The organism is Sorangium aterium (assembly GCF_028368935.1).
GTDB lineage: Bacteria > Myxococcota_A > Polyangia > Polyangiales > Polyangiaceae > Sorangium > Sorangium atrum.
The window spans coordinates 849,102-864,828 of record NZ_JAQNDK010000001.1 but is presented as its reverse complement, the minus strand read 5'-3'; the positions used below and the strand labels follow the sequence as shown (position 1 = coordinate 864,828).

The window sequence follows — 15,727 nt, the reverse complement described above, 5'->3', positions numbered from 1 at the left end:
CCGGGGGCCCCGGCGGGACGTCCCGCACGGCACGAGCACGGCTGCGCGCAGGTGGCCGCGCTGCGGGAGGGGCTCCTCGCCCCGTCCACTCGGCTCGTCGTCCGAGCCACGACCCGGGTCGTCGCCCGAGCCGCGGTTCGAGATTGTCGCCTGAGCCATGACTGGGCACGTCGCCCGAGCCACAGCCCGGCTCTTCGCCTGAACCTGGGCCATGACTGGACTCGTCGCCGAGCCATGACTGGGCACGTCGCCTGGGCCACAGCCCGGCTCCTCGCCTGTGACACGACTCGGTGCCTGGGAATTGCCGCAATACCGAGCGGCCTGAAATGGCGGAAGAAAAGGAGGAGAGCGACGGGAGCGCTGGCGTCAACTGGTGTGCAAGGAGAGGGGCTGACGCATTGGAGGCGCCGACACCGGACGATGTGGAGAGGTATGCTATAGAAGCTTCAACAGGCAGCGACGGTTGGCTGCTTGAGCATCGGTCCGAGTACGCCGTCGGGTTCTCTCGCCAGAGCGGCGCGACGAATTCGACATTCAGGAGCGTTGCGTGTCGACAGGGGGTGGGGACGTTTCGTCCGGAGCCGCCGCGCGGGCGTGGCAGCGATCGGAGGGGCCAGGATGAGCCGCGAGACCCTCGCGCCAGGGACGGTGTTCCAGGGTCGCTATGAGATCCTGTCCTGCTGCCGAGCGAGCGGCCGAACGGTCGTTTACAGGGGCCGGCGCATCAGGGGCGGTCGGCCGATCGTCCTCCAGATCCTCCGCCTGCCTCGGGATGGAGACGGCGGGCACCACTCGCGGCGCTCCGCCTCGCGGTTCCTGCGGGAGATGCGCTCTGGCACACGGCTCCAGCACTCCCCGATCATCCGGCCCGTCGACTGGGGGCACGCCGGCGAGGGGCAGCTCTATACCGTCTTCGAGCTCATGCCGGGACACACCCTGCGGGAGGTGATGCCCGCGCCGGACGACCCGCGGCAGCCCGCGCTCGGCGCGACCCTGCCGCAGGCGACGCGCGAGCTCGAGGAGGCGCCGCACCGCGACGCCGAGGCCCAGGAGCAGAGACAGCCGGACCGACCGGGATGGAGCGGAATCCGTGGCGAGCCGACCGAGACGACGCTCGCGCTCGCCGGCCTGGCGCCCACGGAGGCGTCGGCCGGCGCGACGCCCGAGGAGCGAGCGCGCGAGGCCGCAGCTCCGCCGGTACACGTCGCGCACGACGAGCACGCCGCAGCCACGGTGGGGGGAGCGACGGTGGGGGGAGCAACGCCGACGGGGAGCGATCCGGGCTCCGCGGTGCCGGACGTCGGCGGGATGATCAAGCACTACGAGATCATCCGCAAGCTGGGCCGGGGAGGCATGGGGATCGTGTACCTGGCCAGGGACACGAAGCTCGGGCGCCTCGTCGCGATCAAGCTGCTGCTCGAGTTCAGCGGGCAGGGGAACGAGCGCTTCCTGGACGAGGCGCGGGCCACGGCGCGCTGCCGTCACGAGAACATCGTGGTGATCCACGAGGTGGACGAGATCCGCGGCCACCCGTACCTGGTGCTCGAGTACATCAAGGGCCGCACGCTCAGCGAATGGCTGGCCCAGCGCGAGCACCCGAGCGCGCCAGGGCCGCTCGCCGCGATAGGGCCGTCTGGCCCGATGTCGCCCGGCCAGGTGGTCGAGCTGATGATCCCCGTGATCCGCGCGCTGGTCTGCGCGCACGAGCTCGGGATCGTGCACCGCGATCTCAAGCCCGAGAACATCCTCATCGACGACACGGGGAGCATCAAGGTGCTCGACTTCGGGATCGCGAAGCAGCTCGACGTCAGGGTGATGTCGACGCTCACGGGCGCGCAGGCGACGCTCGCGCGAGGCCGCGGCGATGGCCACCGGAGCGGGCTCATCGGCACGCCGGCGTACATGTCGCCGGAGCAATTGCTGGGCGGGGACGTCGATCCTCGCAGCGACCTCTGGGCCGTGGGCATCCTCCTGTACACGCTGCTCGTGGGGGTGCACCCGCTCGATCCGTTCTCGGTCGCGCGGCTCGCCGACATCGTGAAGCTCGATCTCCCGATGCCGCGCGTGGCCGCGCGGCGCCCGGACGTGGGCGCGCTCGGCGACCTGGTCGATCGCTGCTTGAAGAAGCGCAAGCACGAGCGCATCGGCTCGGCCAAGGAGCTGCTCGCGGAGCTGGAGGCGCTGCTGCCCGGTCGAAAGGCGCTCGAGCTGGGCGACGACGAGAGCCCTTTCGCAGGGCTGTCCGCGTTCCAGGAGTCGGACGCGGCGCGCTTCTTCGGCCGCGATCGCCAGATCGCCGCCACGACGACGCGGCTGCGCTACCAGCCGCTCCTCACGGTCGTCGGCCCGTCGGGGGCGGGCAAGTCGTCGTTCGTGCGCGCGGGGGTGATCCCGGCGTTGAAGCGCTCCAGCGAGCGGTGGGAGACGTTCATCGTGCGGCCGGGGCGCCGGCCGCTGTCGGCGCTCGTCGATGTGCTCGCGCAGGTGGCCGAGGCCGAGGCGGCCAGCTCGGGGTCCGGAGCGGCCGAGCTCGCCGACCACGACGGGATCGTCGCCACGCTGCGCGCGCAGCCGGGGCACCTGGGCGCTCGGCTGCGCGCGCGCTGCCGCCGTGAGGGGACGAGGCACCACGCCCTGCTCTTCGTCGATCAGTTCGAGGAGCTGTACACGCTCGGCGCCAGCCGCGAGGAGCGGGCCGCGTTCGTGGCCTGCCTGGAAGGCGTGGCCGACGACGCGTCATCGCCCCTCCGCGTGCTGCTCGCGGTCCGCTCCGATTTCCTCGATCGCATGGCCGATGATCACGACTTCGTGATCGACGTGACGCGCGGCCTGTCGCTGCTGCCGCCGATGGGGCGCGACGGCCTGCGCGACGCGCTGACGAGGCCGCTGGAGGCGGCCGGTCATCGCTTCGAGACGGCCGAGATGGTCGGGGAGATGCTGGGGACGCTCGAGAGTACGCGCAGCCCGCTGCCGCTCTTGCAGTTCACGGCCGCGAAGCTGTGGGAGGCGCGGGATCGCGAGCACCGGCTGCTGACGCGAGACAGCTACGAGAGGCTGGGCGGCGTGGCCGGCGCCCTGTCCGCGCACGCGGACGCGGTGCTCTTGGCGCTGCCGGCGCGTGAGCATCGGCTGGCCCGGGCGGTGCTGGTGCGCCTCGTCACGCCCGAGCGCACGCGCGCCGTGGTCAGCCTGGAGGAGCTCCATGGGGTGGCGCAGAACGGCGAGGGGCCTGCGGGCGAGGCGATCGATCAGGTGGTCCAGCACCTGGCCGGCGCGCGGCTGCTGCTGATCGAGACCGGGGGCGAGCGGGAGGGCACGACGGTGGAGCTCGTGCACGAGTCGCTGATCGAGCGGTGGCCCAAGCTCCGGCAGTGGCTCGCCGAGGGCGAGCAAGACGCGCAGTTCCTGGCCCGGCTGCGCGCCTCGGCGCAGCAGTGGGAGGCGAGCGGCCGGGCCGAGGGGCTGCTCTGGCGCGACCGCGCGGCCCAGGACGCGAGGGCGTGGTACGAGCGCCGGCGCGCCGCGCAGGGCGCCGACGGGCGAGCGGGGCTGGGCAAGCGCGAGGAGCGCTATCTCCTGGCCGTGGTGGAGCTCGCCGAGCGCGCGCGGCGCTTGCGGCGGCAGCTCGCGATGGGCGTGATCGCGACGCTCAGCGCGTTCGCGGTCATGGTGTCGTACCTGGCGATCCGCGCGCAGGCGGACGCGCAGCTGGCGCGCAACGCCACCCGCATGGCCGCGGCGCGCGAGCTGCAATCCGATCCGACGACGGTGCTGGCGCTCGTGCGGGAGGTCGAGCCGCCCGAGGTGCCGCGCGGGTGGGCCACCCTCGCGCGCTGGGCGCTGCACAGCTGGGTCGCGCGCGTGGTGCTCACCCATCCGGATTTCGTCATCCGCGCGGCGTTCAGCCCCGACGGCAAGCGCATCGCGACGATCTGCGCGGACAGGGCCGTGCGCGTGTGGAACGCCGATGGCACGGGCGAGCCGCTGGTCTTTCGTGGCCACGAGGGGCCGATCAACTCGGTGGCGTTCAGCCCCGACGGCGAGCGCATCGTGACGGCGTCGGAGGACAGGACAGCGCGGGTGTGGAGCGCCGAGGGGACGGGCGAGCCGCTCGTCCTCCGCGGTCACGAGGAGGGGCTCTATTCGGCGGCGTTCAGCCCCGACGGCGGTCGCATCGTGACGTCGTCGTTCGACAGGACCGCGCGGGTGTGGAAGGCGGATGGCACGGGCGAGCTCCTCGTCCTGCGGGGTCACGCGGAGCCGGTCTATTTCGCGGCGTTCAGCCGCGACGGCGGCCGCATCGTGACGTCGTCGTTCGACAGGACGGCGCGGGTGTGGAAGGCGGATGGCACGGGCCAGCCGGTGGTCCTGCCCGGTCACGAGGATGCCGTCTACTCCGCGGCGTTCAGCCCGGATGGCAAGCGCGTCGTCACGGCGTCGTGGGACAAGACGGCGCGGGTGTGGAACGCCGACGGTACGGGCGAGCCGCGGATCCTGCGCGGTCACGAGGATGTCGTCTACTCCGCGGCGTTCAGCCCCGATGGCGAGCGGATCGTCACGGCGTCGTGGGACAAGACGGCGCGGGTGTGGAACGCCGACGGCACGGGCGAGCCGCGGATCCTGCGTGGCCACCAGGATCGGGTCTACTCGGCGGCGTTCAGCGCCGACGGCAGGCGCATCGTCACGGCGTCCTATGACAAGACGGCGCGGGTGTGGAACGCCGAGAGCACGGGTGAGCCCCTCAGCTTCCGTGGGCACGAGGATGCGATCTACGCTGCGGCGTTCAGCCCGGATGGCGAGCGCGTCGTCACGGGGTCATGGGACAAGACGGCGCGCGTGTGGAAGGCCGACGGCTCGGGAGCGCCCGTGATCCTCCGTGGGCACGAGGATGCGGTGTTCTCTGCGTCGTTCAGCCCCGATGGCAGGCGCGTCGTCACCGCGTCCGACGACAAGACAGCGCGGGTGTGGAACGCCGACGGCTCGGGAGAGGTGCTGGTGCTCCGCGGTCACGACAACAGGGTTCGCTCTGCGGCGTTCAGCCCTGACGGCAAGCGCATCGTCACGGCGTCATGGGACAAGACGGCGCGCGTGTGGAACGCCGACGGGTCTGGAGAGCCCGTGACGCTCCGTGGTCACGCGGACCGGGTGCGTTCGGCGGCGTTCAGCCCCGACGGCAAGCGCGTCGTCACCGCCTCGTATGACAACACGGCGCGTGTGTGGAACGCCGATGGCACGGGCGAGCCGGTGGTCCTGCGAGGGCACGATCGCTGGGTCGTATCGGCGGCGTTCAGCCATGATGGCAAGCGCGTCGTCACGGCGTCGTGGGACAAGACGGCGCGTGTGTGGAACGCCGACGGCACAGGCATGCCCGTGGTCCTGCGCGGTCACGAGCACTGGGTCAATGCTGCGGCGTTCAGCCCCGACGGCAAGTATGTCGTCACCGCGTCCGACGACAGGACGACGCGGATATGGAATGCCGACGGCACGGGCGAGCCTCTCGTGCTGCGCGGGTCCGACGCGCCCGTCAACGCCGTGGCGTACAGCCCCGATGGCAAGCGCATCGTCACCGGGTCCGACGACGATGTCGCGCGGGTGTGGACCGACCTCGAGCCGCTCCGCGGCGTCGATGACCCGAAGCTGTGGACGGCGACGACCTACTGCATGCCCGTCGAGCGGAGGATCGAGCTCCTTCGTGTGCCCGAATCCGCCGCCCGGGCGAGCCAGGAGGCCTGTCTGCGGCAGGTCGCCGCGGTCCGCGCGGACGCGCCGGGAGGTCAGGCGGATTCGGGAGGCCGGCTCGGCAGCACGGCCGGCCGATGACGATCACCCATCCATCGAGCGCATGCAGGCTCACGCCCGCGAATCCGCGCGCCCTCACGCCGCCCGCAGCCGCCAGACCGCGGGCCGCACCAGCAGGAGCGGCGCTGCGAACCCCGCGATGACGAACGCCCAGACCGTCGCCTCCACGCCGATCCGCCCCGCGAGCCAGCCGGCTGCCAGCGTTCCCGCCGGCAAGAGCGCCCCGGTGAGCACGTGGAGCGTGGCGTCGACCCGGCCGAGCACGTGCAACGGCAGCATGGATTGCCGGGCGCTCACCGCGTGGATCATGAAGGCCATGAGGAACGCGTCCCCGACGAGCTGGTGCACAACGAGGGCAGGGATCGCGAGCCGCCCGAGCTGCGCGGCCAGCGGGATGAGCGCGCAGCCGGCCTGACTCATGAACAGGCTGAGGATCATCGCCGGCCCGGCGCCGAGGCGTCGGCCCAGCCAGCCCGCGAGGAAACTGCCGCCCAGCGCGCCGATGCCGCCCACGCTGATGATCAGCCCGACCGTGGTCGTGTCCAGCAGCAGGTGCTCCAGGAGATAGAGCATGTACAGCGCGGAGAAGGCCCCGCCGAGAAGGAGCGCGTGGGCGCCCATCGCCAGGAACGTCGCCCCGACAACGGGGTGGCCCAGGCCGTGGCGCAGCCCCACCCGGAGATCCTCGACCAGCGAGGCGCCCCCGTCGCCTCCGCCGCCCGCGGGGACGGCCGGCGCCTCCGCCGCCCGGATGCGCCCGAGGAGCGCCGCCGACACGAGATACGAAAGCGCGTCCACCACCATCGTCACCGGCGCCGTCAGCGCCTGGATCAGGATGCCCGCGGCGCCGGGGCCCGCGATCTCCGCGGCGGCCTCGGTCCCCTCCAGCCTGGCGTTCGCCTTGACCAGGTGTTCCTGCCCCACCAGCGCCGGCAAGTAGGCGTTGTCGGCTATCTGAAACAGGGAAGTGGCCATGCCCACCAGCGCGGCCACCACGGAGAGCTGGAGCAGGGTGAGCGTGCCGGTCCAGGCCGCGATCGGGACCGAGAGGATCAGCGCCGCCCGCGCGAGATCCGCGCCGACGAGCAGCGGCCGCTTGCGCGAGCGATCGACGAGCCCGCCCGCGAAGAGGCCCGCGAGGACGCCCGGCGCGGTGGACACGGCGGAGAGGACCGCAACGCCCGACGCGTCGGCCCCGAGGCTCACGATGGCGATCACGGGCAGCGCCGTCCGGCTGATGCGGCTGCCCACCGCGCTCACGGCCTGCGCCGCCCAGAGGCGCAGGAAATCGGGGTGGCGCGACAGGCCGGCGGGCGGGGAGGACATGGACCGGGGCGCGAGCAGAGCAGAAAGAGGAGGGAAGGAGAAGCGCGCACTATCGAACATGGCCGCCCAAACGGCTCTTCATATGCCGTCGCCACGTCGACACCGTCCATCGAGGACGCAGCTCGCTGGATCGCGCCGGGGCGCCCGCATCCCGCTCGCCTCTCCGGGCAGGCGCGGCTACGAAGGCAGCTCTGGAGTCCCACGCGACCATGCCCACGCTGCTGCGTTCACCGGCCATGAGGCTCGGCGCCGCGCTCGTCGCGATCGCGATGGCGCTCGTCGGCTTCCTGCCCCTCTTCGACGGCCCCGGCTACGAGAGCGCGCTCGCCGCCGGCCTCATCGTCCCGGCCGCCGCGGCGATCGTGACCGCCCTCGACGTCGCCGCGCATCGGCCGCCGCCCGTCGAGGCGTTCCGCCGCGGCGTCGCGAGCGGCGCCCTGCTCGCGGTCGTGGCGTACGCCACCACGCTGGCGCACGGCCTGCGCGCCGGCTTCTGCGACGTGCTCGGCGGCTCGGCACACTTCGCCCTCGGGCCTGGGCTCGGCGCGGCGCTCGGCGGCGCCTGGGGCGCCGTCGCGGGCGAGCTCGCCGCCGGCATCCGGCGCGACGACGCCGCGCTTCCCCGCCCGGCGTGGCGGCGCCGGCTCGTCGCCGTCCTCGCGGCGCTCGCCGCCCCCCTCGGCTCGATCGGCGTGAGCGCCGTCCGCTTCTACACGAGCCCGATCGTCTTCGCCTACGACCCCTTCGCCGGCTTCTTCAGCGGCACCCTCTACGACACGGTCGTCGACGCGTCCGGGCTGCTGACGTACCGCGCGGGGACGCTGGCCACCTTGTTCGCCGCGTCGGCGCTCGCGCAGCACCTCGTGCACGACGCGGGCGGGCGGGTGTCGTTCCAGCTGCAGGGCCGGCCCGGGCTGCTCCTGCTCGGCGTCGCGAGCGCCGCGCTGAGCGCCGCGACCGTCCTGGAGGGCGAGCGCCTCGGCCACTTCCAGACCTCCGAGAGCATCGCGGCCGAGCTCGGCGCGCTCTCGAAGGGCCATCGCTGCGAGGTCGTCTACCCGCGCGGCATGCGCGAGGCCGACGTCCAGCGCTTCGTGCGCGAGTGCGACGCCCACATCGAGGCCGGCGAGCGCTGGCTCGGGGCGCCCGCGGTGGTCGACGGCGCGCCGCTCCGGGTCCGCGCCTACCTGTTCGAGAGCGCGGCGCAGAAGGGCGCGCTCATGGGCGCGTCGCGCACGTACGTCGCGAAGCCTTGGCGCCGCGAGGTGTACCTGCAGGCCGCCGGCTACCCGCACCCGACGCTCGGGCACGAGATCATGCACGTGCTGGCCGGCGCCTTCGCCCGCGGCCCGTTCAAGATCGCCGGGCGGCTCGGCGGGTGGCTCCCCGACCCGGGGCTCATCGAGGGGATCGCCGTCGCCGGCTCGCCGAGGGAGGGCGAGGACCTGAGCCCGCGCGCGTGGGCCAAGGCGATGAAAGATCTCGGGATCCTGCCGCCGCTCGCGCGCCTGTTCGCGCTCGGCTTCCTCGCCGAGAACTCGTCGACCGCCTACACGGTGAGCGGCGCGTTCGTCGGCCACGTGCGCGCGACGTACGGCGCCGACGCGGTGCGCGCCTGGTACGGCGGCAAGGCGCTGCCGGAGATCACCGGCGCCTCGTGGGAGGCGATGGAGCGCGCGTGGCACGCCGATCTCGACGCGCTCACGCTCCCCGACGCGGCGAAGGCGCAGGCGAAGGCCCGCTTCGATCGGCCGGCGCTCTTCGAGCGGCGCTGCCCGCACGTGGTCGACGCGTGCACCCACGAGGCGGAGGAGCTGCGCGCGCGCGGCGACCACGAGGGCGCCATCGATGCGTACCGGCGCGTGCTGTCGCTCGACCGGAGCCCCGCGCCGCGCATCGCCATCGCGGAGACGCGGCTCGCCAGCGACGCGCCCGGCGAGCGGAGCGAGGGGATCCGCGAGCTCGAGGGCATCGCCGGGGACGCGTCGATCCCGCGTCACCTGCGCGACCGCGCGGCGGAGCGGCTCGGCGACGTCGCGCTCGCGGCGGGCGACAGGGAGCGCGCGGCGGCGTGGTACCGCGAGGTCGCCGGCCGGCTCGTCGACGAGGACCGGCTCCGGACGCTCGACGTGAAGATCGCCGCCGCGAACGACGAGCGCGCCCGCGCGGCCATCGTCGAGCTGCTGATCGGCACGCGCGGCGGCGCGCCCGACAGGCTCCGGGCGGCGGAGCTGCTCGGCGCGTGGGCCGCGCAATCCCCCGGCGACGGCCTGCCCAATTACCTGCTCGGCCGCCATTACCTGAGCGACGGCCGCTTCGACGAGGCCGCCGATCGCCTGGACCGGGCGCTCGCGGCCCACCTGCCCGTCCAGCGGGTCTGGATCGAGGCCGAGCGGCTGCGGCTCGTGGTCGCGTGCGGCGTCGAGGACGTCGAGACCGCCCGCAGGATGTTCGCCCAGTACGCAGCGCACGACGGGGCCGCTGGCACGGGGCCGGCCGTGAGCGAGGAGCGCCGGGACGCCGCCCTCCGCCTGCTCGAGCGCTGCGCGGGCGAGGCGGCCTTGCCTACGTCCCCGGCGACCGCGGGCGACCCGCCGGCCGGACAAAAGTGAAGAATGCCTCTCGTCCCTGCGCGCTGACGTGGTGAGATGTCGTGGAAATGCACGCTGAGCCTGCGAGCGAGAGGGTTGGCCGCCTCGTCGCGCTGAACGCCGTCCTCACCGTCGTGGCCCGCCACTCGAACCTGCTCCTGCCGAGGCCGTTCGAGGAGCTCGCCGCGGCCGTCGGCCGGTTCGCCGCGTTCCAGCTGCTCGCGGTGGTGTTCCCGGAGCCGGAGGGCGGGCTCCGCGCGTACGCGGTCTTCCGCGGCGACGCGCTCGCCGCCGCCCCGTTCGGCGTGCGCCTGCCGGCGCCCGCGGCGCTCTTCCGGCGGGTGTTCGCCGAGGGCGAGCCGTTCTCCTGCGACGACAACCGCGCGGGGAACGCGCTGGCCCAGATGGGGGCCGGCGAGGGGTGTCTCTCGTACGTCGCGCTCCCGGTGCGGGCCGCGCCTCCGGGCGCCGAGCCCGGCCACCCCGCGCGCTCCGGGCCGGCCGGCGCCGGGGCCGGCGGCTTCGGCTCCCCGATCATCGCGGCGCTCGTCGTCGGCTACGGAGACGCCGGCGCGGCGGCCTCGGCGCCGATCCCGCTCCTCGAGGAGATCGCCGACGCGCTCGGCGCCGGCCTGGATCGCTCGCTGCGCGTCGTCGCCGGGGAGCGCGAGGCCGCCGAGCGGCTGCTCAGGATCCGCGAGCTCGAGGAGCAGCACAGGAACCTCCTCGACAACGCGCCGCTCATCATCTTCCGGCTCGACCCCGAGTCCGGCGAGCTCTCGTTCCTGAACCGGCACGCCGAGCGGCTCCTCGGCGTGCCGGTGACCGAGGCGCTCAAGACGCCGGGCTTCCTCGGGGAGGCGCACGCCGATCCCGAGGGCGTGATGTGCTTCGAGGACGCCGTCGCGCGGGCCAAGCTCGGGGCCCCGTCGGCCTCCTACGAGGCGCGCCTACGGCGGCGGGGCGGCGACGCGATCACCGCGCGCGGCACGGTGTACCCGCTCGTCTCGGATCGCGGCCGCGTGGTGGCGATCGAGGGCGTCCTCGCGGACGTGAGCACCGAGCACGCGGCGCGCACGCGGCTCATCCAGGTCGATCGCCTCTCGACGCTCGGCACGCTCGCGGCCGGCGTGGCGCACGAGATCAACAACCCCGCGGCGTTCATCCTGCTCGGCCTGGACATGCTCGACCGCCTCCTGCGCGGCCCGAACGTGCGCATGGAGGGCAGCGCCGCCTCCAGCGCGTCGGAGCTCGTGAAGGAGCTGCGCGACTCGATCAAGCGCATCGTCGACATCGTCCGCGATCTCAAGCTGTTCGCGAGCCCGCCGCAGCCCGAGGGCTCGCGGCGCACGCTGACGGACGCGAACCGCACGGTCGAGTCCGCGCTGAGCCTCACGCGCGGCCAGATCATCGAGCGGGCGCAGATCGTGAAGAACCTCTCCGAGGTGCCGCCGATCCTCATGGATGACGGCCGGCTCGGCCAGGTCATCGTGAACCTCCTCGTCAACGCGGCCCAGGCGATCCCGAAGCCGAGCTCGAAGCACGAGGCCCGCGATCAGACGGTGACGGTCGAGACGCGGAGCGACGGGGAGACGGTCGAGATCGTGGTGAGCGACACCGGCGCCGGCATCGCGGAGGAGAACCTGCCGCGCATCTGGGCGCCCTTCTTCACGACGAAGGGCCCGGAGGTCGGCACGGGGCTCGGGCTGTCGATCAGCCGCGAGATCATCGAGCGCGCGGGCGGGCAGATCACGGCGGAGAGTCCGGTCCCTGGGCGCGTCCCGCCGGGCGGCGCGCGCTTCATCATCTCGCTGCCCGCGGCGGGGCGGACGGACGAGGCGACGCCGAGCGTCTCGCCGGTGCCGCGGCTCGTCTCGAAGCGGGTGCGCGTGCTCGTGGTGGAGGACGAGGCGTCGCTCGCCCGCGCCCTGTCCGATCAGCTGGGCCGCGTGCACGAGGTGGCGCTCGCGCCCAGCGCCGACGCCGCGATGGGGATGCTCGCGGGCGGGCAGCGCTTCGACGTCGTGCTCTGCGATCTGCGCATGCCCGGCATGTCGGGCGACGTCTTCTACACGCGGATCCGCGAGAGCGATCCTGTGCTGGCGCAGGGCTTCATCTTCATGACCGGCGTGGGCTTCGGCGCGGACGTCGAGCGGTTCCTCGCCTCGTCGGGCCGCCCGCTCCTGGAGAAGCCGTTCTCCGCCGAGGACGCGCTCTCCGCGATCGCCGAGGTCGTCTCCGCGAACTCCGCGCCCCGCGCGGAGGCGCGCGACAGCAGCAGGTAGAGGCGCCCGCGCTGTCGCCGGCGGGACGCCGCCGCGCGTCCGTCCACACCGCGCGCGCGATCAGCCGAGGATCTGCGCGCAGAGCCGCTGGAGCTCGCTCAGCGTCTCCGGGGTCGCCTGGAGCGTGATGCGGGAGCGGAGGTCGCCCTCCTGGTAGCTCAGCGTGAGGACGACGACGGGGGCGGCGATCTTCGCCCCGCGGCTCGCGGTCGCGATCGTGTCGACGCGCCACGCGACGCCGGTGAGCAGCTTGCCGTGATCGAGCAGCGCGCCGCGGACGATCTCCCGCCGCACGAGCGCCCTGGCCTGGTCGTAGCCGGCGAGCAGGACGGCCTGGATCTCCTCGGCGTCCTGGCCGGGCGCGAGCGCGGCGATGTCGGCCGCGAGCGCGGCGCGATCGAGGTCGGACTTGCTCGCCTCGCGGATGAGGAAGCGGCACGCCTTGAGCACCCGCGCGAGCGCGTCGGACGCGACCTCGTGCCGGCGGCAGAACGCGTCGAGGAGCCGCTCCACGGCGGCGGGCACCGGCTCGCCGAGGCTCGGCCCGAGCGCCTCCCAGAGGCGCTGCCGCGCGCCCTCGGGCAGCTCCAGGAGCCGCCGCAGGTCGACGGCGAGCTCCGGGGGCGGCGGCGATCCGCCGAGGCAGCGGAGCTCGGCGCCGCTAGAGCTCATTGGCTCAGCTTGATCGGGACGTAGAGCGCCCGCATCGTCGCCGCCGTGCCCGCGCGCGTGTACCCGGCGAGGCCGAACAGGACGTTCCACCAGTGACCATCCGGGGTCTCGCCGTACGAGAACAGCGGGACGAGGTGGAACTCCCACTCCTTGCCGTTCCGCACCCGGTGCTCCCGGTACACGGTGTTGAGCGCGACCTGCGTCACCGACGTCGGGTCCGCGAACCGGAAGAAGAACGGCAGGGCCACCGTGGTGCGCGAGGTCGGCGACGCGAAGTCCCAGAGGAACGGCGCGGCGACGAGGTGCGTCGAGTCGCGGTTCCTCCCCGAGTAGAAGAACGGATAGATGTCCGTCTCCCAGCCGGTGAGATCCCGCGTGTGCCGCACGAGCGGCGTGAGCCACGTGGTGTCGCTCAACCCGTGGCGCTTGAAGCGGCCATAGAAGGGGAAGAGGACGAGATCATCGCTGCGCGGCGAGGTGCCCCGGTAATAGAACGGGAGCAGGAACGTCCGCTCGAGATCGATGGCCGGATCCCGGTATTGCCAGAAGAGCGGCGTGATCATGTCGAGCTCCGTCCGCCCTCGGTAGCGAGCGTAGCCCCAGGTCGCGAAGGTGCTCTCCCCCTCCTCGCCGCGCGCCTTCAGGAAGAGCGGCGTGATGAGCAGGCTCTTGTTGCCCTCGTACCCGTAGTGGAAGAACGGGAACAGCGTCGTGCGATCGTAGTTCTTGCCCCAGCTGTGCCAGTAGAAGGGCATGAGGTTGAACACGTCGCCCTTGCGGGAGTGCTGCCACATCAGCGGGCCCCACACGTTGGTGGAGCGCTCTCCGACGTCGCTGTAGTGGTAGTAGTGCAAGAGCGGCGGGATGACCTCGTACTCGCTGCTCTCGTCGCGGCCGTAGAAGTACAGGGGGGCCAGGCCGAGGTGGATCTTGTCGGCGGAGCGCACGTCGCACGCGGGGCCGCCCTTCCAGCTGCAGTAGAGGGGGCCGACCAGGTTGAAGCCGCTCTGCGCCGTGTGATGCGTGAAGGTCAGCAGGGGAGGGATGTGGAAGTAGCCGCTCCCGTCGTCGCGCTTTCCCTCGAAGAAGAGCGGCGCGAGCCAGTTGTCGTGCCGGCCCGGCTCTGCCGCCCGCCCGGGGCTCGCGGGGCGACCCTCGGACTCGCGGTGCATGAACGGGCCGACGATCGTCGTGTACGTGTTCTCGTCCCGGAGCTTCCAGAAGAAGGGGAAGAGCACGTCGGCGTCGACGTCCTTGCTCCGGCGGTTGTAGTAGAGCGGCGTCACCATCGTGGCGCGGTCGCCGGGCATCCGGCGCTCCGCCCACAGGGGGAAGACCGTCCTGAACTGGTAGCTGCCGCTCCGCTCGCTGTAATAGGGGCCGTACCAGTCGCGCTGGATCTCCGCGGCGCGCCCGCGCTCCCACTCGCCGACGTCGTTCGTGCCGATCTGCTTCTTGACCGCGGGCGGCACCGCCAGCGGGTCCTCCGGCAGGGTCGGCTCCTGGGTCTGGATCGGGCTCTCCTCGGACGTCGGCGCCGCGTGCGTCTCCGGCGTGCCGGGCGGCGGCTTCGGCGCGCTCGCGGGCGGCGGCTGCGACATGCCGGGCTGGCCGAAGCCGAGCTGCGCCGCCGCGACGGACGGCGCGGCGAGCGCGGCCAGCGCCGCGGCGAGCGACAGCGCCGATCGCGCGCGCCGAGCGCGGCCCCGCCCCTCGCCCGCCGGCGCGCCGCGCGCCCCTCGCGAGCAGCCCTGCGCTCCCATCGCTTCGGAGGTCAACGCGCTCCCCGCTGGCCGCCGGGCGACGCCTCGAGGGCCCGATCCGCGAGCACGCGCGCCGCACCTTCCAGCGGGATCTCCTCCTGCACGTGCGCCACCAGATCCTTGATCTGGAGCACGCCGCGCTCGATCTCCGAGTCGCCCAGGATCACGCAGAGCCGCGCGCCGAGGGAGTCCGCGCGCCGGAGCATCGCCTTGAGCCGCCCGCCGCGCCCGTCGAGCTCGACAGGGACGCCGAGCGCGCGCAGCTGCTTCGCCAGCACGAGCGCCTGATCCGCGCCGCTCTGGCCGAGCGGGGCGAGGAAGCAGCCGGGCCTCCGGCGGGGCGAGGCGCCGGGCATCATCGTGAGCAGCCGCTCCATCCCCATCGCGAAGCCGATCGCGGGCACGCTCGGCCCGCCGAGCCCCGCGACCATGGCGTCGTAGCGGCCGCCGCCCGCGAGCGTGCTCTGGGCGCCGAGATCGCCCGCGGTCGCCTTCACCTCGAAGAGCGTGCGCGTGTAGTAGTCGAGCCCCCGAACGAGCGACCGATCGACGACGTAGTTCACGCCGAGCACGTCGAGGCATCGGCGCACGCCGTCCCAGTGCGCCCGGTCCGCGTCGTCGAGCAGGTCGAGGATCGACGGCGCGTCGCGCGACACCTCGTGATCGCGCTGGTCCTTCGAGTCGAGGATGCGCAGGGGGTTCTTCGCGAGGCGGCGCTGCGAGTCCTCGCTGAGCTCGTCCTTGCGCGGCGTGTAGTGGGCGAGCAGCGCGTCGCGGTAGCGGTCGCGCGTGCCCGCGCCGCCGAGCGAGTTCACGTGGACGACGAACTCGCCGATGCCGATGCGCTGCAGGAAGCCGGCGACGAGGTCGATCGTCTCGGCGTCGCAGAGCGGCCCGGGATCGCCGAAGAGCTCGCAGCCGGCCTGGTAGAACTGGCGGTAGCGCCCCTTCGCCGGCCGCTCCCCGCGGAACATCGGGCCGAGGTAGTACCAGCGGGTGACCGGCTCCTTCGCGTGGACCGCGTGCTCGACGTAGGCGCGCGCGGCGCCCGCGGTGCCCTCGGGGCGGACGGTGAGGTGATCGCCGTGGCGTTCGAAGGAGTACATCTCCTTCTCGACCACGTCCGTCGTCTCCCCCATCTGGTGACGGAAGAGCTCCGTCGGCTCGAGCAGCGGCGTGCGCACCTCGGCATAGCCGTGGAGCTCCGCGTGGAGGCGGAAGGCCCCCTCGAGCTTGTGCCAGCGCTCCACCTCTTCGGGGAGGATGTCGTTCATCCCCCGTACCGCGCGCA

General features: G+C 73.2%; 7 protein-coding genes. 3 read left to right on the top strand and 4 right to left on the bottom strand.

Features of this window, described 5'->3' with window-relative positions; all coding sequences use genetic code 11:
* Positions 1-618 precede the first annotated feature (618 nt).
* Positions 619-5,820 carry an nSTAND1 domain-containing NTPase gene (locus POL72_RS03005; RefSeq protein ID WP_276596371.1) on the top strand — a complete coding sequence of 1,734 codons (5,202 nt, stop codon included), beginning with the start codon at positions 619-621 and terminating at the stop codon, positions 5,818-5,820.
* A gap of 54 nt (positions 5,821-5,874) precedes the next feature.
* On the opposite strand, the gene POL72_RS03000 is transcribed toward POL72_RS03005, so the two are convergent.
* Entirely contained in the window at positions 5,875-7,125 is a 1,251-nt protein-coding gene (locus POL72_RS03000) for an MFS transporter (RefSeq protein WP_272093468.1), read from the bottom strand.
* A gap of 209 nt (positions 7,126-7,334) precedes the next feature.
* Between POL72_RS03000 and POL72_RS02995 the strand changes: the two genes are divergently transcribed.
* Together POL72_RS02995 and POL72_RS02990 are read left to right on the top strand one after the other, a co-directional pair.
* Entirely contained in the window at positions 7,335-9,737 is a 2,403-nt protein-coding gene (locus POL72_RS02995) for a hypothetical protein (RefSeq protein WP_272093467.1), read from the top strand.
* 47 nt (positions 9,738-9,784) lie between these two features.
* Positions 9,785-12,001 (top strand): hybrid sensor histidine kinase/response regulator, encoded by a 2,217-nt coding sequence (locus POL72_RS02990; protein ID WP_272095905.1) that lies wholly within the window; start codon positions 9,785-9,787, stop codon positions 11,999-12,001.
* Positions 12,002-12,061: 60 nt separating this feature from the next.
* Here POL72_RS02990 and POL72_RS02985 read toward each other — a convergent pair whose 3' ends face one another.
* The 3 genes from POL72_RS02985 to hisS are packed head-to-tail and all read right to left on the bottom strand — an operon-like array spanning position 12,062 to position 15,710.
* The gene (locus POL72_RS02985; RefSeq protein WP_272093466.1) at positions 12,062-12,673 is read right to left on the bottom strand and encodes a COMM domain-containing protein; all 612 of its coding nucleotides are present in this window, start codon (positions 12,671-12,673) and stop codon (positions 12,062-12,064) included.
* A complete protein-coding gene (locus POL72_RS02980) occupies positions 12,670-14,451 on the bottom strand; it encodes a hypothetical protein (protein ID WP_272093465.1) in 1,782 nt (593 codons plus the stop codon). Before POL72_RS02980 ends, POL72_RS02985 begins: the two co-directional genes overlap by 4 nt.
* Complete coding sequence (hisS, locus tag POL72_RS02975) at positions 14,448-15,710, bottom strand: histidine--tRNA ligase (RefSeq protein ID WP_272093464.1); 1,263 nt, start codon at positions 15,708-15,710, stop codon at positions 14,448-14,450. Before hisS ends, POL72_RS02980 begins: the two co-directional genes overlap by 4 nt.
* Between the last annotated feature and the right edge of the window lie 17 nt (positions 15,711-15,727).

What these genes read in the sequence shown, in the direction of transcription:
- POL72_RS03005 (WP_276596371.1), top strand. Translation starts at nt 619, where the DNA reads ATGAGCCGCGAGACCCTCGCGCCAGGGACGGTGTTCCAGGGTCGCTAT.
- POL72_RS03000 (WP_272093468.1), bottom strand. Translation starts at nt 7,125, where the DNA reads ATGTCCTCCCCGCCCGCCGGCCTGTCGCGCCACCCCGATTTCCTGCGC.
- POL72_RS02995 (WP_272093467.1), top strand. Translation starts at nt 7,335, where the DNA reads ATGCCCACGCTGCTGCGTTCACCGGCCATGAGGCTCGGCGCCGCGCTC.
- POL72_RS02990 (WP_272095905.1), top strand. Translation starts at nt 9,785, where the DNA reads ATGCACGCTGAGCCTGCGAGCGAGAGGGTTGGCCGCCTCGTCGCGCTG.
- POL72_RS02985 (WP_272093466.1), bottom strand. Translation starts at nt 12,673, where the DNA reads ATGAGCTCTAGCGGCGCCGAGCTCCGCTGCCTCGGCGGATCGCCGCCG.
- hisS (WP_272093464.1), bottom strand. Translation starts at nt 15,710, where the DNA reads ATGAACGACATCCTCCCCGAAGAGGTGGAGCGCTGGCACAAGCTCGAG.